Below are 24,930 nucleotides of genomic sequence, written 5' to 3'. Positions count from 1 at the left end.
TCCGGGGCCTCGGGTGGCCGGACAGGACCGACGAAGGTTTAGGAAGGCAACCCTGTGATCCAGGACGCTGATCGTGCTCGTGCTCTGTGGAGCAACCGCGAGGCTCTCGCCGAGGCGATGATTCCTCTGATCGGGCGCCTCTACCGGGACAACACCGTGGTGACGAGCGTCTACGGACGCGGTCTGGTCAACAAATCGGTCGTCGGCCTGCTCAAAGCACACCGCTTCGCCCGTCACATAGCGGATGTCGAGCTTCCGCTCGAAGAGACCCTCCCCATTTTGCAGGCCATCGATGGCCTCAATCTGGGGGCTGCGTCGATCGACCTCGCGCGCCTCGCGCTCGGTTTTCGCGAGCAAAACGGCCGCGTCACCCTGGAAGAATACCTCCGCGCTGAACTCGCCGACGTCGTCGGCCAGCACGGACTCGACGGTCGCACCAGCACCGACGTTGTGCTCTACGGTTTCGGCCGTATCGGGCGCCTGCTCGCGCGCATCCTGATCGAACACGCCGGCGGCGGGCAGGGCCTGCGCCTGCGCGCGATCGTCGTGCGCCGCGGTTCGGCCAACGACCTGGTCAAGCGGGCCAGCCTGCTGCGCCGCGACTCGGTGCACGGCCCGTTCGAGGGCACGATCACCATCGACGAGGAGAACAACACCATCCTCGCCAATGGCACACTCATCCAGGTGATCTACTCCGGCGACCCGGCCAGCGTCGACTACACGCAGTACGGCATCCACGATGCCATCGTCGTCGACAACACCGGCAAGTGGCGCGACGAGGAGGGCCTCTCCCAGCACCTGAAATGCCCCGGCGTTGCCCGGGTGCTGCTCACCGCGCCGGGCAAGGGCGCGCTCAAGAACATCGTGCACGGCATCAACCACGGGGACATTCTGCCGACCGACCGCATCATCACCGCGGCGTCCTGCACCACGAACGCGATCACCCCGGTCCTGAAGGCCGTCAACGATCGCTACGGAATCATCGACGGCCACGTCGAAACCGTGCACTCGTTCACGAATGACCAGAACCTCATCGACAACTTCCACTCCGGTGACCGTCGGGGCCGTTCAGCCGCGCTCAACATGGTGATCACCGAGACCGGTGCCGCCAAGGCCGTGGCCAAGGCCCTGCCGGAGCTGGCCGGTAAGCTCACCGGCAACGCGATCCGCGTTCCCACGCCCGACGTGTCGATGGCTATCCTCAACCTGAACCTGGCCAGCGCGACCGACAAGGAGGAGCTCAACACCTACTTGCGCACGATGTCCTTGCACTCCTCGCTGCACCGCCAGATCGACTTCATCGACTCGCCCGAGGTGGTCTCGAGCGACTTCCTCGGCTCGCGTCGCGCTGGCATCGTCGATGGCCTGGCCACCATCGTCACCGACCAGAAGGCCGTGCTCTACGTCTGGTACGACAACGAATACGGCTACAGCTGCCAGGTGATTCGGGTGCTCGAGGAGATGTCCGGCGTGCACGCGCCGATCTTCCCGCCCATCCTGGTCGAGGCGCTCGAGCCGGTCGCCTAGTGCTCTGAGTCGGACGGGGCCCAGGCCCCGTCCGTATTTTAGGGGCGGGGGTCGCAGATGACCACGGGGATGTCGCGGTCGGTTTTCGTCTGGTACTTCCGATAACCGGCGTAGGCGGCGACGATGCGCGGCCACAGCTCGGCTTTCTCGGTGGATGTCGCGGTGCGCGCCCGAAACGGCCGCGTCACTCCGCGAATGGTGAGCTCTACATTGGGCTGGGCCACGAGATTGCTGTACCAGAACGGATGCCGGTCGTCGCCGCCCTTGGACGCCACGAGCACATACCTTCCGCCCTCGTGCACCGGTGCTGTCAGCATCGTCGACCGACGCTGCCCGCTCGTGCGGCCGATCGTGTGCAGCTCGACGGCGGCCATGGTACCGATAGTCCAGCCGAGGCGTCCGCCGGAGACGAAAAGCAGCATCCGGTGTACGCCGTTCATCGCGCGCATGCCCAGATCGGTCAGCCGGTTGCCCACAGTCATAAGCCCAGCGTACGTCGCGTCGGGCGTTAGGTTGGAACAATGACTCCAGCAACGATGCTCAGTACGATTCTTCGCGAAGCCGGCACCTCGCGCCCCTATGCACAGAGCCGACCGCTGACGCTCGAACGGATTCCGGTGCCGACGCCGCGGACCGGCGAGGTGCTTGTGCGCATCGAACGCGCCAGCCTGTGCCACTCCGACCTTTCGGTCATCGATGGGTCGCGCCTACGCCCGCTGCCGATGGCGCTCGGCCACGAGGCCGCCGGCACAGTGACGGCACTCGGCGACGGCGTCGACGATCTGGCCATCGGCGACCGGGTCGTGCTGGTCTTCGTGCCGAGCTGCGGTGACTGTCGGGCCTGCCTAGCTGGGCGCCCGGCGCTGTGCCACCGCGGCGCCGAGGCCAACGGATCCGGCGACCTGTTGCACGGACCGGCCGTGCTGATCGGCGGCGAGGGCGAACGCGTCAACCACCACCTGGGGGTCTCGGCGTTCTCGCAGTACGCGGTCGTCGTCCGCGAATCGGTCGTGCCGATCGACCAGGATGTTCCGTTCGACATCGCCGCCATGTTCGGCTGCGCGGCCCTCACCGGCATCGGCGCCGTGCTCAATACCGGCGCCCTCACGTCCGGCCAGTCCGTGATCGTGTTCGGACTCGGCGCGGTCGGCCTGATGGCTGTCATGGCCGCCGCCCAGGTCGACGGCACCACCGTCATCGCGATCGATCCGCTGCCCGAAAAGCAGGCGCTGGCCATTCGCTGCGGCGCCGACCATGCCGGCTCGCCCCACCAGGCCGCCGAACTGGTGCGTGAATACGCGGGCGACGGCGTCGACCTCGCGATCGAGGCCGTCGGCAGCGCCCGGGTGATGGAGGCGAGCCTCGCCCTGCTCACCCGGGGCGGCGCGCTCGTCTCGGTGGGCCTGCCGCACCCCGAGCAGACCATCACCACCCCGGCGTTGCAGTTCGCCGGGCTAGGCCGCCGGCTGCTCGGCTCGTACATGGGCGACTCCGTGCCCAGCCGCGACGTCCCGGCCTACCTGCAGCTGTGGCGGGACGGCAAACTGCCGGTCGAACTGCTGCACACCGACACCCGACCGCTCACTGACCTCAACGAGAGCCTCGACGCGCTCGTTGCCGGCGACGTCGTGCGCCGCCTGTTCGTCATGCACGACGAATAGCCTCTCCTCCACAGGGGCCGGGCCGCGCGACTGTCCACGAATGTGGCGGCGGCCCACCCTCGGCCACGCGTGAGCGCGCACTCTGGTGTTCGGAGGCACTCGTGGCGCGCAAGGACGAACTCGGCAAACTCGGCGAAGAGCAGGCCGCGCTTTTTCTTCAGGGTGCCGGCTACACCATCCTCACCCGCAACTGGCGGTGTGCGGAGGGAGAGATCGACCTCGTCGTACAGCGCGGCGCGGCAGTCGTCTTCGTCGAGGTGAAGACGCGCAGTAGCCTGCGCTTCGGGCATCCGTTTGAGGCGGTCACCGTGAAAAAGCTGGCCCGGATGCGCCGACTCGCAGCCGCCTGGTGCGCGGCGGCCGAGCGCTGGCCGCGCCAGATTCGGCTCGACGTCATCGCTGTGATCGCGCCGAGGGGCCGTGAACCGGTCATCGAACACCTCGAGGGTGTGTTCTGATGGGAATCGCCCGCACCCACGCCGTCGCGATGCTCGGCCTGACCGGAGCACTCGTCGAGGTCGAGGCCGACATCTCCGCGCAACTACCGGGCATGATTTTGATCGGTCTGCCCGATGCCGCCCTGGCGCAGGCGACTCAGCGGGTGCGCGCCGCGGCGGCCAACAGCGGATGCCCCCTCACCGTTCACCGTCTCACCATCAATCTGTCGCCGGCCGCGTTGCCCAAGCACGGCGCCGGCTTCGACCTCGCGATCGCGTTGGCTTGCCTGGCGGCTGACAGCACCGTTTCGGGCGAATCGGTCGGTAAGGTCGTGCATTTCGGCGAACTCGCCCTCGATGGTCGGCTGCGGCCGACGCCGGGCATTCTTCCCGGGGTGATGACGGCCGCCCGCCTCGGTCACACCACTGTGATGGTGCCGATCGGCAACGAGGCCGAGGCCCGACTCGTGCCCGACGTTCGGGTGATCGGTGTCACGTCGCTGCGCGATGCGGCGATCTTTCACGGCGCCCAACTGCCCCCGATACCGGTTGAGCCGATTCTGGCCGCAACAGTGCCGACCGATCTGGTTGCCGAGCCCGACCTGGCCGACGTGATCGGCAACGACGACGCCATTTTGGCCCTGCAGATTGCCGCCGCCGGCGGTCATCACGTGTTTCTGCTCGGCCCGCCCGGAGCCGGAAAGACAATGCTTGCGGCCCGCCTGCCCGGGCTGTTGCCTGACCTCGACCCGGCGAGCTCGCTCGAGGTCAGCTCGCTGCGCTCGCTCAGCGGCCTCGGACTGGGCGACACCCTGATTACTCGGCCGCCGTGGGAAGCACCACATCACACCGCGACAGCCGCCGCCATGGTGGGCGGTGGCAACGGGCAGATTCGGCCGGGGGCCGCGTCGCAGGCCTCGCACGGCGTTCTGTTCCTCGACGAGGCTCCCGAATTCGCCTCACCGGTGCTTGACGCCCTGCGTCAGCCGCTGGAATCCGGCTGGATCAGCATTCACCGGGCCAATGCCGTCGCGCACTTTCCCGCCCGGTTTCAACTGGTCATGGCGGCCAACCCGTGCCCGTGCGGGCAGTATGGCGCTGGCGATCTGAGCTGCACCTGCCCGCCGAACGCCCGCCGCCGCTACCTCGCCCGCATCTCCGGGCCGTTGCTTGACCGCATCGACATTCAACTCAACGTCAAACGAATCACCGCCGCCCAGCTGCGCCTCGCCGCGGGCACCCTGCGGATGACGAGTGTCATCGCCCGAGAGCGGGTGGTCACCGCGCGGGCTGCCGCGGCCGAGCGGCTTCGCAGCACCGCCTGGAGTCTGAACTCCCAAGTTCCGGGCCCCTGGCTGCGCGGCGCGGCGGTGCGCCTGGCCCCGAGCACCACCGCCGGCCTCGACCGCGCGCTTGAACGTGGCGGAATCACCATGCGCGGCTACGACCGGGTGCTGCGCATCGCGTGGACCCTGGCCGACTACGACGGTCTTACCATTCCCGGCCCTGACCAGGTCGGCCAAGCCCTCTACCTACGCAAAGGAATGACATCATGACGCTGTTCGGGCTCGACGAAACCCGGGTGAGTCAGCTCACTGCCGGCGTACGCCGTGGAATGCCGGTTGACGCTGGCGACAACGCTGACTCCGCCGCGGCCGGCGAGGTCTTCGCCCGCGCGGCCTGGTCGGGCATTGCCGAACCCGGTGACGGTACGGCGGGCTTGCTCGTGGCGAGCCTTGGCGCGAGCGTGGCCCTGACCGCCATTCTCGAGTCGTGGAGCCCGGTGCGCATCGGCGCGCTCGTGCGAGACGCGCTCGGCGAAGACCCGGACGGGCCCGATCTCGTCTTTGCGGCCGGTCCCAGCGCCGATCCCACCGAAGCGGATGCTCACACCAGCGCCGAGCTGGAGCTGGCTCTCGACGCGGGACTGCAGCGCTGGCGGCCGCGGCTCAACTCGGGTGACGTCATCCGCTCGCTGCAGCAAGCGGCCCGCGTCGATGCACGGTTGCTGCTGGCCACGGATGCCCTGTGGCCGTCTTCGCTCGGCGACCTCGAACAGCATGCGCCGCTCGCGTTGTGGTGGCGCGGCGTACCCGGTGCCCTCGCCGCGCTGCCTAACTCGATCGCGCTGGTCGGGGCGCGGGCGGCCACCGGCTATGGCGAGCACATCGCCATGGAAGCCTCGGCCGGGTTGGTCGACCGCGGATTCGCGGTCGTCTCCGGTGCCGCCTATGGCATCGATGGGATGGCCCACCGGGCCGCACTGGCCAGCGACGGCGTGACCGTGGCCTTTCTGGCTGGGGGAGTCGACCGGTTCTACCCGAGTGGCCACGACTCCCTGCTCACCCGAATCGTCGCCTCCGGGGCGGTGATCTCCGAGCTGCCCTGCGGCGCCGCACCCACGAAGTGGCGCTTTCTGCAGAGAAACCGGTTGATCGCCGCAGCGAGCGCGGCGACGGTCGTACTGGAGGCGGGCTGGCGGTCGGGCTCCCTCAACACGGCCGGACACGCCTCCGCGCTGGGTCGGCCGCTCGGCGCCGTACCGGGTCCCATCACGAGCCCCACCTCGGCCGGCTGCCACCGTCTCATTCGCGAATTCGCCGCGGTCTGCGTGACCAGCCCGACCGAGATGGCCGAGCTCGTCGGGGAGCGGTCGATCCAGGTGCCCCTCGACTTTGCTGTCACCGATGCCGGGCCGGGTCCGATACCGCGCACGAGCGACCAGATCCGCGTGTTCGATGCCCTGAGCGGACGCTCGCCGCGCACGGTCGCCGACCTGTCCCGTCGGGCCGGGCTGTCAAGCGCGGCAGTGCGCGGTGCCCTCGGCGGGCTCGATCTCGACGGGGCTGCCCAGGAGCGGGAGGCCGGCTGGGTGCGGCGGGCCTAGGGCTCAGTCTTGATCGTCGGTCGCGTGGGGAGTGCTCGCTGCTGTCGGCCGGGGCGGGATCGCCTTCGCGTCCGCTGATCGTGCAGGGTGAGCATCCACTGCCGCGCAGGCCCGCGCCACTGCGGCGAGGGAGAGCGCGACGTCCGCGGCATCCGTCGACCAGTTGCTCACCGAGATGCGCAGGATGTCCCGGTCGTGCCAGCGCGACCCCGACATCCAGGCCGAACCGTCGGCAATGAGTTGCTGGGTCACTTGTCGGGTGCGATCGTCGCTGCCGAAGCTCACGCACACCTGCGTGAACACGACCTCGTTGAGCACCTTAACGCCCGGCATGGCCCGAAGGCCGTCGGCCAGGGCCTTTGCGTTCGCGGCGAGACCGTCGACCAGAGCAATCGTGCCGGCGCGGCCGAGGGATCGAAGCGCCGCCCAGACCGGAACGCCCCGTGCCCGACGGGATAATTCGGGCACCTTCTCGAACGGGTCGCCGGGGCTGCGGTGTTCGCCTGCAGCGTCCGCGGCGATGAGGTAGCTGGTGTGCACGCCGAAGACCCGGCGCACCACCTCGGGCCGCGACACGATCGCCACCCCGCAGTCGTAGGGAACGTTGAGGGTTTTGTGGGCGTCGGTGGCCCAGGAATCAGCCCGTTCCAGACCGGTTAGCTGGTCGCGAAACCGCGGACTGGCCGCCGCCCACAGGCCGAACGCGCCGTCGACGTGCACCCAGGCTCCGTGCCGGCGGGCCACGTCGATCGCCGCACCCATCGGGTCAGACGCTCCGGAATGCACGTTGCCGGCCTGAAGGCAGACGATCGCCGGGCCGGAGCCGGCATTCAGTAGCTCGGCGAGGGCGTCGGGCCGTAACCGCCCCTCAGCGTCGACATCCACCACGATCGGCGCCCCGAGACCGAGGTAGCGCAGCGTGAGATCGATGACCTCGTGACGCTCGGCGCCCACAAAGACCCGCACCCGGGGACCGCCCGTCAGGCCGTCCCGGTCGATTTCCCACCCGGCCTGCTCGAGTACCCACTGTCGACCGGCGGCGAGACCGACGAAATTGGCCATGGTCGCGCCCGTTGTGAATCCGACATCCGCTCCCGGCGGTAGCCCCAGCAGGTCGAGGAGCCAGCCGGCGGCGGTCTCCTCGAGCACGGCGGTCGCGGGCGTGGCGAAGCGCATTCCGGCATTCTGATCCCATGCGGTGACCAGCCAATCGGCGGCGAGGGCCGCCGGCAGGGTTCCGCCAATGACCCAGCCGAAGAACCGGCCGGACGGCATCGCCATCAGGCCGGGTTCGGCAAACGAAGCGAGTTCATCGATGACGTCAGCCGCAGGGGTCGGGGCAGGGGGCAGCGGGCCAGCCGACAGCGCGGCCAGGGTATCGGCGTCGACGCGGGGGCCGACCGGGCGGGAAGGAAGCGACGCAAGCCAGGCCTGGGCGTGCAGCAGCGCACGATCCAGAGCCTCGAAATAGGCGTCCGGCTGGGCAGACATGGTGCCATGATAGCCCGCCCATGCGCCCTTGTCGCCGGACGGTGACGGGGCTACTGTAACCCGCAACATCGCCAATTGCCCCACCCTGTCGACTGTCAGAATTTTCAGAGAAGTGGATGTCATGAGCGCACCAGTAGCCGTCCAACGTCGAGGCCTCGGCTTCGCACTCACCGTTCTCGCCGTTGGAGCGGCCGTCCTGGCCTCCGCTCCGGCGGCGCTCGCAAACCCCGCGACCAGCGCGCCCCGCACGATGAGCCAGCCGACCGCGATTCAGCCCGCAGCCAGCCAGTTGACCGCAACGCCGATTCCCACCATCAGCGGTGTACCGCAGGCCGGTCGGCGGCTGACCGCCTCGCCGGGCACCTGGAAACCGGCTCCGGTAACGCTGTCCTACCGCTGGAAGGTGAACGGTGTGGCGGTATCGGGCGCCACGGCAGCCACTTTCACGCCCTCCAACACCCAGGTGGGCAAGCGCGTCACCGTGACCGTCACCGGCACCAAGACCGGGTATCAGACGGTCTCGAAGACGAGCGCGTCGACCAAGCCCGTCGCTCCGGCCACGATCGCCGTCGGTGCCAATCCGCGCGAGCTCATCGTGACGAAAAACGGCCGCTGGGCGTACGTCGCCAACGCCGGCGCGCGTACGGTCTCGGTGATCGACACGGCCACCGGCACAGTCATCGCCACCATTCCGCTGGGCGGCACCCCCCGAGCTCTCGCAGTGTCTACCAACCAGAAACAGGTGTTCGTGAGCACCTGCAGCGACGAAAAGATCTACGCCCTCAACATTGCCACAAACACGGTCGCCTACTCCTTCCAGGCCGGCGCCTGCGGTGACCTCGTGGCCACCCCCGACGGCAAATCGCTCTACATCGGCGGTTCGCCCTCACTGTTCGATATCACTGTGGCGACCATCGCCACCCGCTCGCTCGCCGAGCCGATCTTCACCGGTGCCCCGGTCGGTGAACTCACTCCGAGCGCTGATCGAAAGAAGGTCTACCTGAGCAACGGCGACGACTACGGCGTGCTGATCATTGACACGGCCGCGCCCCAGGGACCGCTGCAGGAGTTCAACACCTCGCACCCGCCGATCGCGTCGGCACCATCACCCGACGGTAAGACGGTCTACGCCAGCCTCGGACGCGACCTGCTCACCGGGCCGTCCAATGCCGTGGAAGTCATCGACACCGCCACGAATCGGGTGCGGGCCAGCATCGCCATCACCGCCCCCGGCGCCCTGACGGTGAGTCCAGACGGAACGAAACTCTACGTGCTGTCGACCGAGAACAACACCATCGTCACGATCAGTACCGCCACCAACCGGGTGCTCAGTCGCATCCCGGTCGGGCATACCCCGACGAGCCTCGCGGTCACCCCCGACGGCAGCAAGGTGGGCATCACCAATTACGACGACAACACGGTGTCGGTGCTGCCGGTGTTCTGACACGGCTGTCGGTGGCTGCCCGTAGTCTGAAGACCGACGAAAGGTGATTCATGGCAGCCGTGCAGCTGGGTCAGTACGCGCCCGCCGAGAAAATTCTGGTGCATGTCAGTGACACCCATTTTCTGCGCGACGGCGCGACGCTCTACGGAGCCGTCGACACCGACCAGACCGTGCATCGTGCCTTCGAGCAGCTGCACCGCTCGGGCATTCGCCCCGACGCGTTCATCCTCACCGGTGACGTGGCCGATCGCGGCGAAGCGGATGCCTACCGCCGCATTCGCGGCATCGTTGAGGCTGCAGCCGCGCAATGGGGGGCGGCGATCGTCTGGGTGATGGGAAACCACGATCAGCGCGAACCGTTTCGTGCCGAGCTTCTCGGCGAGACGCAGTCGGGCGGCGTTGGGGAGCCCGTCGATCAGGCCCCCGTCGATCAAGTGCACGACCTCGATGGCCTGCGCATCATCGTCCTCGACACGAGCGTTCCGGGCTATCACCACGGCGAGATCACCGATGACCAGCTCGAATGGCTGCGCGCGATTCTGTCAACGCCGTCCCCGCGCGGGTCAATTCTGGCCCTGCACCACCCGCCGATACCCACCCCGCTGCCGTTGATGAGCGTGCTCGAACTGCAGGACCAGCCGCGACTGGCCGCCGTACTGGCGGGCAGTGATGTGCGGGCCATCCTCGGCGGGCACCTGCACTATTCCACCCAGGGTCTGTTCGCCGGTATCCCGGTATCGGTCGCGGCTGCGACCTGCTACACGATGGACCTCGGCGCCCCCGACCGTGAACTCACCGGGGTGAACGGCGCTCAGACGCTCAACCTCGTGCACGTCTACACCGACCAGATCACGCACTCCCAGCTGCCGATCGGAGAGTTCGTCGCCGTCACGCACTTTCCCGCTGCCTATGTCGATCAGCTGGCTGTGCTCACCCCCGAAGGCCGCCGGGAGGCCTTTTCTCGCCAGCAGTGAAGGGAACCACAGGGTGGAGCTGAACAACGACATCGACGAGTTTCTGCGCTACCTCAGCGCTGAGCGCGGCTACTCGGTGCACACGCTGCGGGCCTACCGCACCGACCTGAACCAACTGGCCGGGTTTGCCGGCGACCGGGGCGTCGAGGCATCCGCTGACCTCAGTCTCGAACTGCTGCGGGAATGGCTCTGGGCGGCCACCCAGGCCGGCCTGGCCCGGGCCACCCTGGCTCGCCGGTCGGCGTCGGCGCGCAGCTTCACCGCGTGGCTGGCGCGCAGCCATGACGACAGCGCCGACCCGGCGGCCCGCCTGCGCTCGCCGAAGCCGGGGCGCACCCTGCCGCGGGTCATCACCCACACCCAGATGACCGATCTGCTCGATCTCTTGGCGGCGCGCGCCAGTGGTGGAGAGGCGCTCGCACTGCGCGATCTCGCGATTGTCGAGCTGCTCTACGCCTCGGCGCTGCGCGTCTCCGAGCTCGTGGGTCTCGATCTGCCCGACGTTGACCTGGATCGGCTGACCGTGCGGGTCACCGGCAAGGGCGCCAAGGAACGCGTGGTTCCGTTCGGGGTGCCGGCAAAACGCGCCCTCGTCGAGTACCTGCGCCAAGCCCGGCCGGCGCTGCTTGCACAAGCTGGAGCGCCGCCCAACAGCGCGACGGCGCCCAATACCGTCGCGTTGTTCCTGGGCCGCACAGGCCAGCGCCTCGGCGTGCGCGGGGTCTATCGCCTCGTTGCTGCCCTCCTCGACGCAATCGGCGGCACCGGCCCGGCCGGACCGCACGCCCTGCGCCACACCGCTGCCACCCACCTGCTCGACGGCGGAGCCGACCTGCGCGCCGTACAGGAACTGCTCGGTCACGTCAGCCTCGGTACCACCCAGATCTACACCCACGTCTCGGCGGAACGCCTCAAAGCCAGCTACGGACTCGCCCACCCCCGTGCCTGACCGCATGACCCAGTCGCGGTCATGGCACGGCGGGCAACAACACCGCGCGCGGCACATTCCCCAGGAAGAGTAGTGGCGACACGTACCAGCCGTGCTGACGAACACCGAAGTGCAGGCACCCGGGCGGGCAATGACCGCCGCTCGCGACGGTGCCGATCAGCTGCCCGGCCCGAACATGATCGCCCACCGCGACTACGGCGTCCACCGGCTCGACCGTCGTGATCACATCGTTCGGCTGCATGATCGACAGCACCGACCGATCGACGACTCGGCCCGCAAAGGACACCACGCCGTCGTGGGCAGCAAAGACCTTCTCGTTCGCCGCGGCCGCCAGATCGATCCCGCGATGGCCGCCCGCATACTGTGATTCCGGCGCCACAAACCCCCGGATCAAACGGTGGGGTTCCGCGAGCGGCCAACGCCAGTCATCCGTTGTAGTCGCTGCGGCTGACGACGAAGTCCCGGCTGACACGGCGTCCGACGCCGGCCCAGCACCAAACACGACGATCACAGTAACGAGAGCGGATGCCGCCAGCGCGCGCAGATTCTGCATGCCTCCACCCTGCCGCCGGGCTCCGGCAACCGCCGGGCCTCGGCTGCATTGGTGTACATCTCCAGAGGTCAGGTCCTGTGGAGGAGCCGGTCACACGGCACGGTCGCCCGAGCACTCCCGTCGGTGATACGCTATCCCCAGCAGCGCTTTGTGCGCTGACTACGCGTGCCCATTTGGCCGCCATGTCCAATCGGTCCCGTCTCACGAGTAACCAGCGTGAACAGGGCGGACATGTGCCGGGCACCAGGAGTGATGATCGACCGATCATCGCACAAACCGATTGGTGGGGCCTCTCGAGGCCTGCATCAGAACAGGAGTACGGCACATGGCCGTCGTAACAATCCGCCAGCTGCTCGACAGCGGCGTGCACTTCGGGCACCAGACCCGCCGTTGGAACCCGAAGATGAAGCGCTTCATCTTCACCGAGCGTTCCGGCATCTACATCATCGACCTGCAGCAGTCGCTCGGTTTCGTTGACAAGGCCTATGACTTCGTCAAGGAGACGGTTGCCCACGGCGGCACCATCCTCTTCGTCGGCACCAAGAAGCAGGCCCAGGAATCCATCTCGGAGCAGGCGCAGCGCGTGGGCCAGCCGTACGTCAACCAGCGTTGGCTCGGTGGACTTCTCACCAACTTCCAGACCGTTTCCAAGCGTCTGGCCCGCATGAAAGAACTCGAAGAGCTCGACTTCGAAGACACCGCCAAGAGCGGTTTCACGAAGAAGGAAATGCTCATCAAGAAGCGCGAACTCGTCAAGCTGCACAAGAGCCTCGGCGGAATCCGCAACCTCACGAAGACCCCGTCTGCCCTGTGGGTTGTCGACACCAACAAGGAGCACCTCGCCATTGACGAGGCGCGCAAGCTTGGCATCCCGGTTATCGCCATCCTCGACACCAACTGCGACCCCGACGACGTGCAGTACCCGATCCCGGGCAACGACGACGCCATTCGCTCCGTTGGGCTGCTGACCCGCATCATCGCGGACGCCGCAGCCGAGGGCCTGATCCAGCGCCACGCCAAGCCGGAGGCCGAAGTTGAGCCCCTCGCCGCGTGGGAAGCTGAACTGCTCCAGGCGTCCGACGTCGAGACCACCCCCGCGCAGTCCTCTGCCGAGACCGAGAAGGTTGCCGACGCTACCGTCGTGGCCGACGAGGCCGTCGTTGCAGAGCCCACCATCGCCGATGCAGTCGCCGACGCCGACGTTGCCGCCGTTCTGGCTGCCGTCGCTCCGGTTGCCGACGAGACCGTCCCAACCGACGAGACCAAGTAAGGAACCCGGTATGGCAAACTTCACACTCGAAAACGTCAAGGCTCTTCGCGAGAACCTCGGCACCGGAATGGTCGACACCAAAAATGCCCTCGTTGAAGCTGACGGCGACATGGACAAGGCCATCGAGATCCTGCGTCTCAAGGGTGCCAAGGGCAACGCCAAGCGCGCTGACCGTTCCACCTCTGAGGGACTCGTCGCCGCCAAGGAAATCGGCACGACCGCGTACATGATCGAACTCGCCTGCGAGACCGACTTCGTCGCTAAGGGCGACAAGTTCGTCGTTCTGGCCGACAAGGTTCTCGACGCGATCGCCGCCGCTGGCGCGACCACGGTTGAGGCCGGACTGGCAGCATCCGCTGGAACCCAGACCGTTGCCGAGCTCATCGACGGCGAAGCCGCAATCATCGGCGAGAAGTTCGAACTTCGCCGTGTTGCGGCCGTCACCGGCGAGTCGTTCTCGATCTACCTGCACAAGACCAGCAAGGACCTGCCCCCGCAGGTCGGCGTTGTTCTGGGCTTCTCCGGCACCGATGTGGAGACCGCGCGCAGCGTGGCCCAGCACATATCGTTCGCCAACCCCGAGTACCTCGCAGCGAGCGACGTTCCGGCCGATCTGGTGGAGACTGAGCGCAAGATCGTCACCGAGATCTCGAAGAACGAGGGCAAACCGGAAGCGGCACTGCCCAAGATCGTTGAGGGACGCGTCAAGGCGTATCTCAAGCAGGTCGCCCTGCTCGAACAGGACTACGCCAAGGACAACAAGGTGTCCGTTGCGAAGGTTCTGGACGATGCAAAACTGACCGTGTCGGGCTTCGCCCGGTTCAAGGTCGGCGCCTAACAATAAATGTCGGAGGTCGGATTGCGAAAGCAATCCGGCCTCCGTTTGTGTGTGTGCCCCCGCTGGGGTACGCGCGTGCACTTGGTAGTTTGGTAACACTCCCTCTCGGAAGGCCCCGCACGACATGACTGACACGGCCAGCTCGCCCACGACCCACACCAGCCCGACCGCGGTCGTCAAGAAACGACGGGTGCTCCTCAAACTCTCCGGTGAGGCCTTCGGCGGTGGCGCCGTCGGCGTCAATCCGGATGTCGTGAGCTCGTTGGCCCGTGAAATCGCCGAGGGCGCCAAGCAGGTCGAGGTGGCCATCGTGGTCGGCGGCGGAAACTTCTTTCGCGGTGCCGAGCTCTCCCAGCGCGGCATGGACCGCGGCCGCGCCGACTACATGGGTATGCTCGGCACTGTCATGAACGCCCTGGCCCTGCAGGACTTTCTCGAACAGGCCGGCGCCGAAACGCGCGTACAGTCCGCCATCTCGATGACCCAGGTGGCCGAGCAGTACATTCCGCGGCGCGCCGAACGCCACCTGGAGAAGGGCCGCGTCGTCATCTTCGGTGCCGGCGCCGGACTGCCCTACTTCTCCACCGACACCGTCGCCGCGCAGCGCGCCCTCGAAATCGACGCCGACGTCGTGCTGGTGGCCAAGAACGGCGTTGACGGCGTTTATTCCGACGACCCCCGCACCAACCCCGACGCCCAAAAGATTCACCACATCACCTACCTGGAAGCCCTGCAGCGCGGCCTCAAAGTGGTCGACTCCACCGCCTTCAGCCTGTGCATGGACAACCACATGCCCATGCAGGTCTTCGGCATGGCGCCGGAGGGCAACGTGACCGCAGCCATCCTCGGCACCGATCTGGGCACTCGCGTCTCCAACTAGAATTGTTTCACCACAAATAAAGGAGTCACCGTGATCGCGGATGTTCTTTCCGACGCCACTGCGCGCATGAACCGGGCCCTCGAGGCCGCCAAAGACGACTTTGGTACCGTGCGCACCGGGCGAGCCAACCCGCAAATGTTCGCGAAAATTCTGGTGAGCTACTACGGCACCCTGACGCCGCTCGAACAGCTTGCGTCGCTGCAGAACCAGGAAGCACGCACCATGCTGATCGGCCCGTATGACAAGGCAGCGCTGCGCGACATCGAAATCGCCATTCGCGACACCCCGAACCTGGGTGCCAACGTCGGCAACGACGGCACCACCATTCGCGCCACCCTGCCCGAACTCACCACGGAACGCCGCAAGGAGTTCGTGAAGATCGTCAAGGCCAAAGCAGAGGATGCCCGCATCTCGGTGCGCAACATTCGCCGCAAGGCCAAGGATGAACTCGACGCCCTCAAGAGCGAGGTCGGCGACGACGAAGTCGGTCGTGCCGAGAAGGAACTCGAGCTGATCACCAAGAGCCACGTGGACGGTATCGACGACGCTTTCAAGCGCAAGGAAGCCGAACTCCTCGAGATCTAGGAGCTTCAGATGACCGAGAAACCGGAGAATGACCAGCCGCACAAACGCGGTCGCGGCGTCAGTCGCGCCGAGTTCCGGGCGCAAGTGAAAACCACGCGCGCTGATTTCGAACGCCAGGTGCAAACCACCAAGGCCGATTTTGAACGCCAGGTGCAGGCCACACGGGCTCAACTCGACCAGGCCAACGAACGCATCGAAGCGCGTACTGGGCGCAACCTCATTCTGGCCATCCTGATCGGACTGGTGCTCGGCGGCTCCATGCTGGTGAGCCTCATCATCATCAAACAGCTTTTCATGATCTTCGCCGTCGTGATCGTCGGTTTCTGTGCGTTCGAGCTGGCCCAGGCCCTGCGGCATGCCGGACGCAACGTTCCGCGCATCCCCGTGATCATCTCGGCCATCGCGATCGTTCCGGCCGCGTTCTATGGCGGGGCAACCGGCCAATGGCTGGTCATGCTCGGCGGCATCGTGCTGATCGGCCTGTGGCGTCTGGCACTGCTGGTCATTCCGTCACATCGCGCCTCGGTCCGATCCATCGTTGGCGACGTGGGCGGCGGCATCCTGATTCAGGTCTACGTGGTCTTTCTCGCGAGTTTCGCCGTGCTGCTCGTGGCCCAGGACCACGGACAGTGGTGGACGCTCGCCTTTCTGATCTTAGTTATCTCTGCCGACACGGGAGCCTACGTCAGCGGCCTCAACTTCGGCAAGCACCCGATGGCACCGTCGATCAGCCCGAAGAAGACCTGGGAAGGCTTCATCGGGGCCGGCCTGATCTGCATGATCGCTGGTGTGCTGCTGTCGATCTTCATGCTCCAGCAGCCGTGGTGGTTCGGACTGGTGTTCGGCGCTGTCATTCTGCTCACCGCCACCTTCGGCGACCTGGCCGAATCACTGATCAAGCGTGACCTCGGCATCAAAGACATGAGCTCGTGGCTGCCAGGGCACGGCGGCTTTCTGGACCGGCTCGACTCGATCCTGCCGTCGGCCGCTGCCGCCTACGCGCTCTACCTGGTCTTTGCATGAGCCGGGCCGATTCTTTTCCCACGAACTTCGTACGAGACAATGAGGCTATGAGCACCATATTTCCCCGAGTGGTCAAGAAGTTTCTCGGCTACAACGTCTCCCAGGTCGACGCGTTCCTGGCCGCAGCCCGACGCGCGTACGACCAGCCTGACCACCCGGGCGACGACCTCGATGCCGATACCGGTGTCGTGGAGTCCGTCGACGAGATCGCCGCCGGCACCGAGACTGCCGACACCGAGACCGTCACCACGCCGCCGCCGACCACGGACGACGAAGCCGGCGCCGCCGACGGGACCGAGGCCATCCACGCGATTGTCGCGGAGAAGGCCGAGGCGGAAGCTGCCCGCACCGGTGCAGCATTGACGGCCGAGGGGATCCGTCATACCGCCTTCGCCATGCACAAGGGCGGATACTCACCCGAACACGTCGACGCGGCGCTGGAGCGGCTCGAAGACGCCTTTGCGGCTCGGGAACGCGATCAGGCGACGCACGACCGGGGCGAGCAGGCCTGGATGGCTGACGCCGAGGGCACCGCCGACGTGATCGTGGCCCGACTCAGCCGCACCCCCGGGCACCGTTTCACCCGCACCAGTGTGCTTGCGGTTGGCTATAAACGAGTGGATGTCGACCGCCTCGCGAACAAATTGGTGAAGTATTTTCAAGACGGTCGCGAGCTCACCGTTGACGAGGTTCGCACCGCCGTTTTTCGCCCTGAACGGGGCGGATACCGGGAAGCGCAGGTGGACCTCGTGCTCGACAGCGTCGTCGACGTCATGCTCGCGGTCCGCTGATTTGACCGCCGTTACTTGGTCGTTACCTAATTTGTCAGCTAAGGTCGTCTACTAATGGGTAGGCATCTGCAAGTTATCGACACTGTCCCGGCCGCGGCCCGGCCGAAAGTTCGTCGTACCCGACGCCGGGTGAAGCCCGCGCACTTCATGTTCGGCTTCACCGCCGCCTGTGCGTTCGTGCTCGTCACCGTGGTCGACCCCTACTCCGGCGCTACGGCGTCACCGTATTTTCAGATAGCCGGCAGCACGACCGATACTGGGCCGGCCCAGGCCGTTCTCGTCGCCGGCAGCTACGCCAACACCATTACCCGCGACGGCTATGCCGTTACCGAGAAGCCCCAACCGGTGCCCGTCGTCGTCGCGGTCGAAAAGAAAACGCAGAGCTTCACCGCCCCCTCTGCCGCCGTGCCCGATCCCGGCTCGGCCCAGGCCTACGCCTACGACGCCGTTGCCGCTCGCGGCTGGGGCGAAGACCAGTACAACTGCCTCGTCTCGCTCTGGCAGAAGGAATCTGGCTGGCGCGTCAACGCCCAGAACGGTTCGAGCGGAGCCTATGGGATTCCGCAGGCGCTCCCCGGCTCCAAAATGGCCACGGCGGGCGAGGACTGGGCCACCAATGCCGGAACGCAGATCGAATGGGGCCTGGGTTACATCACCGGGCGCTACGGCACCCCCTGCGGCGCGTGGGCGAAGTCGCAGGCCTCGGGCTGGTACTAGCCGCACTTCGGCTGTCGAGCGGCGCCAGGTGCGCACTTTAGACTGGAATCATGGCGCGCAGCAATCGACCCCGAGGCCGCAAAGCCCAGCAGCCGGTCGACGACGACGAAGCCGTTGACCTGAATCATCTGCTCGCGGGGTGGCGGCGCAGTGAGGTGCGGCGGGACGGCCTTTGGCACGTGCAGCCGGTTCCCGCCAAGCAGGCGGTCAAAACGTATCTGTGCCCGGGATGCACCCAGGGAATCCTTCCCGGCACCGCTCATATCGTCACCTGGCGCGGGGATGGAGTGCTCGGCGACAACGCCGACCTCTCCAACCGGCGGCACTGGCACACCCACTGTTGGAAGATCAAATGACCCGCGAAAGTTCAGGAGAACCCGTGCCGGTTGATATTCGTGGTGGCATCGAACTGCCCGCCACCATCGAACACATCGAGCTGCGCACCAGCGACGGCCTCACCCTGGTGGGCGAGCTGGCGACCCCGGTGGATCGTGCGCCGGTAGCGACACTCGTGACGCTGCATCCGCTGCCCACCGCCGGCGGCTTCATGGACTCGCACATTCTGCGAAAGGCCGCCAACCGGCTGCCAGCCCTGGCCGATCTGGCCGTGCTGCGCTTCAACACCCGCGGCACGTCATCGCCGCGCGGCACCAGCGAGGGTGATTTCGGTCATGGCCTCACCGAACGGGCCGATGTCGCCGCGGCAATGACTTTCGTCGCCGAACGCCACCTTCCCAATCCCTGGCTGGTCGGCTGGTCCTTCGGCACCGAACTGGCCCTCAAGTACGGCCTGGAGCATCCCATCCGCGGGGCCATCCTGCTGTCACCGCCGCTGCACCGCACGACCAACGAAGAGCTGGCAGCGTGGGCCGGCAACGAACGCGAACTGGTCGCGTTGATCCCCGAGTTCGACGACTACCTGCGACCGGATGCCGCCCGCCTGCGGTTCGCCAGCGTGCCCGGTATGCGTCTGGTCGCCGTCGAGGGTGGCAAGCACCTCTGGGTGGGCGAGAATCTGACCCGTCGGGTGCTCACCGAGATCGTCGCCACCATCAACCCCGGCGCACTGCCGTTGCCGACCGAGTGGACCGCGCCGCTGCCCGCTGACTCCTGAGGCAGGTCGTCGGGCGTCAGAGTTCGTTCTGGCGGGGGATGACGACCTGTTTGACGATCATGATGACCGAAGCGGCCACCGGGATCGCGATCAGGGCACCGAGAATGCCGAGCAGGCTGCCGCCGGCCAGAGCCGCGATCACGACGACCGCGCCCGGCACAGAGACGGCCCGGTTCATGATGTTGGGGCTGAGTACGTATGCCTCGACCTGCATATAGATGAGGTAGTAGATCGCCGCGGCCAGCGCGGTCTGCGGAGAACTGCCGATCTCGGGAATCAGGCAGGTCAGCACGATGATGACCGAACCGGAGATCGTACCGACCAGCGGAATCAGCGAAAGCAGGAAGGCGATGAACGCCAGCAGCGCCGGGAACGGCGCGCCGATGATCGACAGAAAGATGAAGCTCAGCACGCCATTGACCGAGGCCAACGCCGCCTGGCCGACGATGTAGCGGCCGACGGCCGTGGTGATCTGTTCGCTGATGTCGGTGAACCGTTCCCGCTTGGACGCGGGAACCAGCTGGTAGGTGGCGCGTTTCATGTTGTTCAGCGAGGCCGTGAAGTAGAGCGTGAGAATCAGGATGATGAGCCCGCCGAACAGCCCGTTCACGAAGGCCAACCCCGACTGCACGACCGTCGCCGTGATGTTGGTGAGGTTTCCGCCGAGAAAATTAGTGATCGTCTTGGTGATCTCGGTGATGTCGAGACCGGGGAACTGCTTCTGCAGATCGCTCAGGAAAGTTGAGCTGTTCACGGCCGTGACGAGCTCGGGAATGAGCTTGGACAGCTTGGAGACCTGGTCGACGATGATTGGCACGATCGCAAAGATCACGCCGGTGAGTACGCCGAGGACGCCCGCGACGACGATGAGAATGGCCGCCCAGCGCGGGAACTTCTTCTTCTCCAGCCAGGAGACCGCCGGGTCGAGGCCGAGCGCAATGAACAGCGCGGCCCCGACATAGATGATGATCGTCTGCAGGGTGATCACCGAGGTGATGATCAGCAGGCCCAGGCCTACGCCCAGGGTTCCGACGAGTCCGAATCGAAAGGCGTTCTGAATTTTCACGTGTCGTCTCCAAGATAGGGAATTACTCGGCTGCGACCCGTTCTGCCTGGGTCAAAACGCTGCGTAGGCTTTCAAAATAACCGGCAACGGCGTCGCGCTCAATCCTAATCTGGGACAACCGGTCTTCGGCGTCGGCAACGAGGGTACGTGAGCGTGTCGTGGCGTCGGTGACGAGCGCGGTTGCCGTGGTGTGGGCGTCGCTGAGAATGCGCGCGGCGCTCTCTTCGGCCAGTTCCTTGTTGGCTTTGGCCTCTTCGCGAGCGCCAGCATCGAGCTGGTCGTTGAGCGTGCGCAGTTCCGCGGTACGCTCGGTCGTCTCGGTGAGCTGTTTGGCAGCATCGAGCTGGAACTTCTGCGCCTGCGCCACGGCTTCCTGGTGCCGGGCGAGGTGCTCCTGCTCGGCCTCGTCACGGCGGGCCTTCAGCTCCACGTCGAAGTCGGCTCGCGCCTGGTCGATCTCCCGGGCCAGACGGCTAGCTTCGTGCTCGCCCTTCTTGCGCGTGGCGGTGAGCTGGTTCTCCAGATCGATGCGGGCCTGCTCGGCCTCGGCCTCGGCGTCGATGCGGGCCTGCTGGTTCTCGCGGGCCAGGTCGGCGGCGGCCTGCTCCACCTCGGCGGCGAGGGCCGCGCGGCCCTGTTCGATCTCGCGGGACAGACCGGCACGCTTGCGATCAAGTTCGCGGGCCAGATCGGTCTGAGCCTGCTCGCGTTCGACCTCGGTCACTGCGTGTGCCTGTTCGATCTCGCGGGCCAGGTCAATGCGCCCCTGTTCGATCTCGGCGGCGAGCAGGGTGCGCGCCTGGTCTGCCTCGTGGGCGCCAGCCAGCCGGGCGAGCTCGGACTCCCGAGCCAGATCGACTCTGGCCTGGTCGGTCTCGGCGGCCAGATCGACGCGGGCCTGCTCGGTTTCGCGCTGCAGGTCAGCCCGCTGCTGGTCGAGTTCCAGGGCTACTTCGGCGCGGGTGAGTTCGGTCTCGTTTGTCAGACCGGCCGCGATCTCGCGGGCTTCGGTGGCTTCACGCTGAGCGACCACGCGTACTTCTGCCGCTTCACGATCGGCTTCAGAGCGGATGGCCGCAACCTCACGCTTGACCGTGGCACGGGCTTCCGCAGCCTCGGTGGCGACAGCGCCCCGAATCAGGGAGGCATCGCGAACCGCATCCTGAACGATCTGGGCCTGGTCGTCCTGGGCACGGGCGCGCACGTCATCCGCTTCGACCCTGACGTCATCGAGCACCCGACGCGCCTTGACTGCGGCGTCGGACAGGGTGCGTTCGGCCTGCTCGAGGGCATTGTGACGGAGCAGTTGCACCTCGTCAGTGGTAGCGGCCCGAAGCTTTTCGGCGTCGATATCGGCCTGGGCGATGACGCGAGTGGACTGCTCTTCGGCGACGCGAAGGGTGTTCTCCAACTTGGTTCCAAGTCCGGAGAAGGTGGGGCTTCCAACCTCTTCGATCTCGGCGTTGAGATCGTCGATGCGCGCCGCCAGGCGTTTGACCTCGCGGCCGGCCTCGGCGTTCTGGGTGTTCGCTTGAATCAGTTCGCGACGCAGCGACTGGATAGCCTTGGCCACCTCGTCCTTGTCGTAGCCGCGAAATACCTGGGTGAAATCAGCTTCGTCGTCAGACACTTTTACTCCTTACAGATGGGGCCCCGGCCCTCGATGGATCATGCATGACGGGGAACGCCCCCAATTTTAGTGTCTCGCCGCCGTCGCGAATACCCGATCATCGGCTGGCCGGGCCTCGGCTGCTATTAGGCACCTTTCAGGTGAACGCAGTAACGTAGAAGGTCCGTGTCTGAGGACTTTCAGTCACGTGAGTCAGCCAGAGTGACTGAACAGTACCAACCAGCTCAAATGCTGAAGGGTGATACGTGCGTTTTGTTCTTGCCATTGCGGCCTTCGTTCTTGCTGCCGTGATGATCGTTCTCGGCATCGCACAGCGCACGATCCTGCTCGAGCCCGCTTTCACGTCCCTGAGCTCGACCGTCACCGGAACGGCGAAGTACACCGTGATCGACCCGAGCGCCCTCGCAGCCTCTTCGGGCAGCCAGACCATCAACGTGCGCGGAGACGGGCCCATCTTCGTGGCCTACGGGCGGTCGGAAGACGTCGCGGCCTGGATCGGTGACGACTCATTTGCCACCGTCGGCCTGAGCGAGAAAACCGGTGAGCTCACCTCCACCATCACTGCGGCGGTCACGCCCGACGATTCTGAGGGGGCCACGGGCGGTGGCGCAGGGACGGATGCCGCCACAACGGATGCCGCCGCCGCGATCATGAATCCGGCCGGCTCCGACCTGTGGCTCGACGAATACTCCGGCACGAACTCCGTGACCACCACGCTGACCCTGCCGGAGGGCATCTCGGTGATCGTCGCGTCGGACGGAATCGAACCGGCGCCCGCCAGCATCCGTTTATCGTGGGCGTCCGACAATTCCACGCCGTGGGCGGGCCCGCTGCTGGCCGGTGGTGCCTTGCTGCTATTGGCCGGCCTGGTGTTGTACCTACTGGCCCTGCTGCATCTGCGTCGATCCCGTCGTCCGCGCCGCAATGTTCCGCGCGGTCCGCGTATGCCCAGGTTGCCGCGCGCGCCGCGTCCGAAGGCGATCAAGGCCAGTCAGATCACGTCACGGCGAGGAATCGCTCGCCGGGTCGCCATCCTTCCCATAATCGTGGTTTCCGGTCTGGCGTTGAGTGGCTGTTCGGCAGATCTGTGGCCCGATTTCAGCACGGCCAACACCGCCACAGCGACCCCAACGCCGACGCCCCAGTCCACCGATTCCGTCGAAGCTGCCGCCGAGCTGCCACCGCCCGCCGTGACCGTCTCCCAGCTTGAGACGATCATGAGCGAAATTTCGCTGCTCACTGCGGATGCCGATGCGAACCTGAATACCGAGACCCTCGCCACGCGATTCACCGGCCCGGCCCTGGAACAACGACTGGCCAACTACAAGATTCGCGCCGTGGATCCGGCCGTGGCGCCTCTCGTCGCTCTGGCGGGTGCTCCGCTCACCTTCACCTTGCCGCAGCAGACGAATTCCTGGCCGCGGGTGGTCATGACCGTCATCCAGGATGAAAACGACCCCAGCATTCCAACGATGGCGGTCATCCTCAAGCAGGAATCGCCCCGCACGAACTACCAAGTGGATTACCTGTTCGCGCTCGAGCAGTCGGCGCACGTTCCCAAGGTGGCTCCGGCCATCGTCGGTGCTCCGGCCATCGCTCCCGACAACAAGTTGCTGTTGCTGCCGCCGGATGAATTGGCCGCCGCGTACGCCGACATCCTGGTGCAGGGCGAAGCCAGCCCCTCCTTCGGGCTGTTCGAGAGCGAGGGCGATAATTTCCGGGTGCAGGTCGCCGACCTGAATGCGGCCAAGATCGCCGCCCTGCCGTCGACCGCGTCGATCGAGTTCGCGGCTGCCGCGGGCAGCGATGAAGCCGTCGCCCTCGCGACCAACGACTCGGGCAGCATCGTGGCGGTCAGCATGACCGAGACCGAAACGGTCAAGCCGGTGGATGCCGGTGCCACCGTGGGTCCGGCGGCCGATGCCCTCGCCACGAAGGCGCTCTCCGGCATCACCACCACGGCCAAGGGCTTCTCGAACACCTACCGCGACCAGCTGTTGTTCTATGTGCCCACGGCCGGTTCGAGCGACAAAATCGTGCTTCTGGGCTTTGCCCAGGGCCTCATCACATCGGCGGAGCTTCCATGACGAATATGCCCCCTTCCGGATCGAACCTGCGCGGAGCGGTCGACCTCTCCTCGCTCGTGAACCGTGCCCCGACGGGCGCGCCCCCGGTGGCCACGAACGGGGCGCCCGTGACCGGTGCACCCGTGGGGGGAGCGCCGGCGCCGTCCGGCCCCGTCATGGTTCCGAGTCTCGTCATCGACGGCACGGACGCCAATTTCGGTGAGCTGCTCGAGCTCTCGTCCCGCGTTCCCGTGATCGTCGGGCTGTGGGCACCCCGCAGCGAGCCTTCGACCCAGCTTCTGGCGGTGCTCGAGAAGCTCATCACCGGCCTCGACGGCCGGTTCGTGCTGGCCCGCGTTGACATTGACGCGAATCCGCAACTCGCTCAGGCGTTCCAGGTCCGGACGGTGCCCACGGTCGCCGCCGTCATCACCGGTCAGCCGGTACAGCTCTTCAACGGCCCGCTCGGCGAGGAGCAGATCGCGGAGCTGCTCGTTCGGGTGCTCGAGCTCGCCGCCCAGCAGGGCGTGACCGGCACGGCCGAGGCCGCCGACGCGAACGCCGGCACCGAGCCGGCCGTTGCCGTCGATGAGCCGTTGCCACCGCACCACCTGGAGGCGTACACCGCCATCGAGGCCGGCGACTACGCCACCGCCCAGAGCGAATACCGCACTGCACTGGCGCAGAACCCGAACGACACGATGGCCGTGGCCGGACTGGCCCAGGTTAGCCTGCTGGCGCGGCTGCAGGGCAAGACCATCGACCAGATTCGCAATGGGGCGGCATCCGCTCCCGACGATCTCGACGCCCAACTTCTGGTCGCCGACCTCGATCTGTCCGGCGGCCACATCGAGGACGCTTTCGATCGGTTGCTCGGCCTCTTTCCGGCCCAGCCAGCCCCCGGGCGCAACGCCATCCGCGAGCGCATCCTCGAGCTGTTCGAGGTCGTCGGCCAGGACGATCCCCGCGTCCCCCCGACACGCTCGCGCCTCACCGCCCTCCTCTACTAACTTTCCATTTCGCTCTC

At 66.5% G+C, this 24,930-nt stretch carries 24 protein-coding genes; 19 read left to right on the top strand and 5 right to left on the bottom strand.

Going from position 1 to position 24,930, the window contains the following annotated elements:
* Positions 1-54: 54 nt before the first annotated feature.
* Complete coding sequence (locus BLS91_RS12990) at positions 55-1,527, top strand: glyceraldehyde-3-phosphate dehydrogenase (protein WP_092341187.1); 1,473 nt, start codon at positions 55-57, stop codon at positions 1,525-1,527.
* Between the two features lie 38 nt (positions 1,528-1,565).
* Here the strand turns inward: BLS91_RS12990 and BLS91_RS12985 are convergent, their stop codons facing one another.
* Positions 1,566-2,009 (bottom strand): nitroreductase family deazaflavin-dependent oxidoreductase, encoded by a 444-nt coding sequence (locus tag BLS91_RS12985; protein WP_092341186.1) that lies wholly within the window; start codon positions 2,007-2,009, stop codon positions 1,566-1,568.
* A gap of 39 nt (positions 2,010-2,048) precedes the next feature.
* On the opposite strand from BLS91_RS12985, the gene BLS91_RS12980 reads away from it, so the two are divergent.
* The 4 genes from BLS91_RS12980 to dprA all read left to right on the top strand — a co-directional run bounded on the left by BLS91_RS12980 (position 2,049) and on the right by dprA (position 6,512).
* Entirely contained in the window at positions 2,049-3,188 is a 1,140-nt protein-coding gene (locus tag BLS91_RS12980) for an alcohol dehydrogenase catalytic domain-containing protein (RefSeq protein ID WP_092341185.1), read from the top strand.
* A gap of 101 nt (positions 3,189-3,289) precedes the next feature.
* Complete coding sequence (locus tag BLS91_RS12975; protein WP_092341184.1) at positions 3,290-3,646, top strand: YraN family protein; 357 nt, start codon at positions 3,290-3,292, stop codon at positions 3,644-3,646.
* The gene (locus BLS91_RS12970) at positions 3,646-5,181 is read left to right on the top strand and encodes a YifB family Mg chelatase-like AAA ATPase (RefSeq protein ID WP_092341183.1); all 1,536 of its coding nucleotides are present in this window, start codon (positions 3,646-3,648) and stop codon (positions 5,179-5,181) included. The genes BLS91_RS12975 and BLS91_RS12970 overlap by 1 nt, the downstream gene beginning before the upstream one ends.
* Complete coding sequence (gene dprA, locus BLS91_RS12965) at positions 5,178-6,512, top strand: DNA-processing protein DprA (RefSeq protein WP_092341182.1); 1,335 nt, start codon at positions 5,178-5,180, stop codon at positions 6,510-6,512. The genes BLS91_RS12970 and dprA overlap by 4 nt, the downstream gene beginning before the upstream one ends.
* A gap of 3 nt (positions 6,513-6,515) precedes the next feature.
* Here the strand turns inward: dprA and BLS91_RS12960 are convergent, their stop codons facing one another.
* Positions 6,516-8,003, bottom strand: a complete 1,488-nt coding sequence (locus tag BLS91_RS12960) for a pyridoxal phosphate-dependent decarboxylase family protein (RefSeq protein ID WP_092341181.1) — start codon at positions 8,001-8,003, stop codon at positions 6,516-6,518.
* Positions 8,004-8,124: 121 nt separating this feature from the next.
* Here BLS91_RS12960 and BLS91_RS12955 point away from each other — a divergent pair, with 121 nt between their 5' ends.
* The 3 genes from BLS91_RS12955 to BLS91_RS12945 are packed head-to-tail and all read left to right on the top strand — an operon-like array spanning position 8,125 to position 11,370.
* Positions 8,125-9,447 (top strand): YncE family protein, encoded by a 1,323-nt coding sequence (locus BLS91_RS12955; RefSeq protein ID WP_092341180.1) that lies wholly within the window; start codon positions 8,125-8,127, stop codon positions 9,445-9,447.
* Positions 9,448-9,497: 50 nt separating this feature from the next.
* Positions 9,498-10,421 carry a phosphodiesterase gene (locus tag BLS91_RS12950; protein ID WP_092341179.1) on the top strand — a complete coding sequence of 308 codons (924 nt, stop codon included), beginning with the start codon at positions 9,498-9,500 and terminating at the stop codon, positions 10,419-10,421.
* 13 nt (positions 10,422-10,434) lie between these two features.
* Positions 10,435-11,370, top strand: a complete 936-nt coding sequence (locus BLS91_RS12945) for a tyrosine recombinase XerC (protein WP_241982986.1) — start codon at positions 10,435-10,437, stop codon at positions 11,368-11,370.
* A 19-nt stretch (positions 11,371-11,389) separates the two neighbouring features.
* On the opposite strand, the gene BLS91_RS12940 is transcribed toward BLS91_RS12945, so the two are convergent.
* Positions 11,390-11,923 carry a M23 family metallopeptidase gene (locus BLS91_RS12940; protein ID WP_092341177.1) on the bottom strand — a complete coding sequence of 178 codons (534 nt, stop codon included), beginning with the start codon at positions 11,921-11,923 and terminating at the stop codon, positions 11,390-11,392.
* A 325-nt stretch (positions 11,924-12,248) separates the two neighbouring features.
* On the opposite strand from BLS91_RS12940, the gene rpsB reads away from it, so the two are divergent.
* From rpsB to BLS91_RS12895, 9 genes are all read left to right on the top strand, one after another.
* The gene (gene rpsB, locus BLS91_RS12935; RefSeq protein ID WP_092341176.1) at positions 12,249-13,193 is read left to right on the top strand and encodes a 30S ribosomal protein S2; all 945 of its coding nucleotides are present in this window, start codon (positions 12,249-12,251) and stop codon (positions 13,191-13,193) included.
* A 10-nt stretch (positions 13,194-13,203) separates the two neighbouring features.
* Positions 13,204-14,031: a translation elongation factor Ts gene (gene tsf, locus BLS91_RS12930; RefSeq protein WP_092341175.1), complete on the top strand. Its 828-nt coding sequence runs from the start codon at positions 13,204-13,206 to the stop codon at positions 14,029-14,031.
* Between the two features lie 124 nt (positions 14,032-14,155).
* The gene (gene pyrH / locus BLS91_RS12925) at positions 14,156-14,911 is read left to right on the top strand and encodes a UMP kinase (protein WP_092341174.1); all 756 of its coding nucleotides are present in this window, start codon (positions 14,156-14,158) and stop codon (positions 14,909-14,911) included.
* 30 nt (positions 14,912-14,941) lie between these two features.
* Positions 14,942-15,496 (top strand): ribosome recycling factor, encoded by a 555-nt coding sequence (gene frr, locus BLS91_RS12920; RefSeq protein ID WP_092108831.1) that lies wholly within the window; start codon positions 14,942-14,944, stop codon positions 15,494-15,496.
* 9 nt (positions 15,497-15,505) lie between these two features.
* Positions 15,506-16,519 carry a phosphatidate cytidylyltransferase gene (locus tag BLS91_RS12915; RefSeq protein ID WP_092341173.1) on the top strand — a complete coding sequence of 338 codons (1,014 nt, stop codon included), beginning with the start codon at positions 15,506-15,508 and terminating at the stop codon, positions 16,517-16,519.
* A gap of 47 nt (positions 16,520-16,566) precedes the next feature.
* Complete coding sequence (locus BLS91_RS12910) at positions 16,567-17,310, top strand: DivIVA domain-containing protein (RefSeq protein WP_092341172.1); 744 nt, start codon at positions 16,567-16,569, stop codon at positions 17,308-17,310.
* 54 nt (positions 17,311-17,364) lie between these two features.
* Positions 17,365-18,027 (top strand): aggregation-promoting factor C-terminal-like domain-containing protein, encoded by a 663-nt coding sequence (locus BLS91_RS20690; protein ID WP_233197229.1) that lies wholly within the window; start codon positions 17,365-17,367, stop codon positions 18,025-18,027.
* Positions 18,028-18,077: 50 nt separating this feature from the next.
* Positions 18,078-18,383 carry a hypothetical protein gene (locus BLS91_RS12900; protein WP_092341171.1) on the top strand — a complete coding sequence of 102 codons (306 nt, stop codon included), beginning with the start codon at positions 18,078-18,080 and terminating at the stop codon, positions 18,381-18,383.
* A complete protein-coding gene (locus BLS91_RS12895) occupies positions 18,380-19,141 on the top strand; it encodes an alpha/beta hydrolase (RefSeq protein WP_092341170.1) in 762 nt (253 codons plus the stop codon). The genes BLS91_RS12900 and BLS91_RS12895 overlap by 4 nt, the downstream gene beginning before the upstream one ends.
* Before the next feature lie 16 nt (positions 19,142-19,157).
* On the opposite strand, the gene BLS91_RS12890 is transcribed toward BLS91_RS12895, so the two are convergent.
* Together BLS91_RS12890 and BLS91_RS12885 are read right to left on the bottom strand one after the other, a co-directional pair.
* Positions 19,158-20,207 carry an AI-2E family transporter gene (locus tag BLS91_RS12890; RefSeq protein WP_092341169.1) on the bottom strand — a complete coding sequence of 350 codons (1,050 nt, stop codon included), beginning with the start codon at positions 20,205-20,207 and terminating at the stop codon, positions 19,158-19,160.
* A gap of 22 nt (positions 20,208-20,229) precedes the next feature.
* Positions 20,230-21,837, bottom strand: coding sequence for a coiled-coil domain-containing protein (locus BLS91_RS12885; protein ID WP_092341168.1), 1,608 nt, complete (start codon positions 21,835-21,837; stop codon positions 20,230-20,232).
* 245 nt (positions 21,838-22,082) lie between these two features.
* Here BLS91_RS12885 and BLS91_RS12880 point away from each other — a divergent pair, with 245 nt between their 5' ends.
* Positions 22,083-23,924, top strand: a complete 1,842-nt coding sequence (locus tag BLS91_RS12880) for a DUF8094 domain-containing protein (protein WP_092341167.1) — start codon at positions 22,083-22,085, stop codon at positions 23,922-23,924.
* Entirely contained in the window at positions 23,921-24,913 is a 993-nt protein-coding gene (locus BLS91_RS12875) for a tetratricopeptide repeat protein (protein ID WP_092341166.1), read from the top strand. Before BLS91_RS12880 ends, BLS91_RS12875 begins: the two co-directional genes overlap by 4 nt.
* The last annotated feature ends 17 nt before the right edge of the window (positions 24,914-24,930 follow it).

The sequence above is a fragment of the Cryobacterium flavum genome (assembly GCF_900103805.1).
GTDB lineage: Bacteria > Actinomycetota > Actinomycetes > Actinomycetales > Microbacteriaceae > Cryobacterium > Cryobacterium flavum.
The sequence above is the reverse complement of the archived record's forward strand: the minus strand, read 5'-3'. Positions and strand labels throughout refer to the sequence as shown.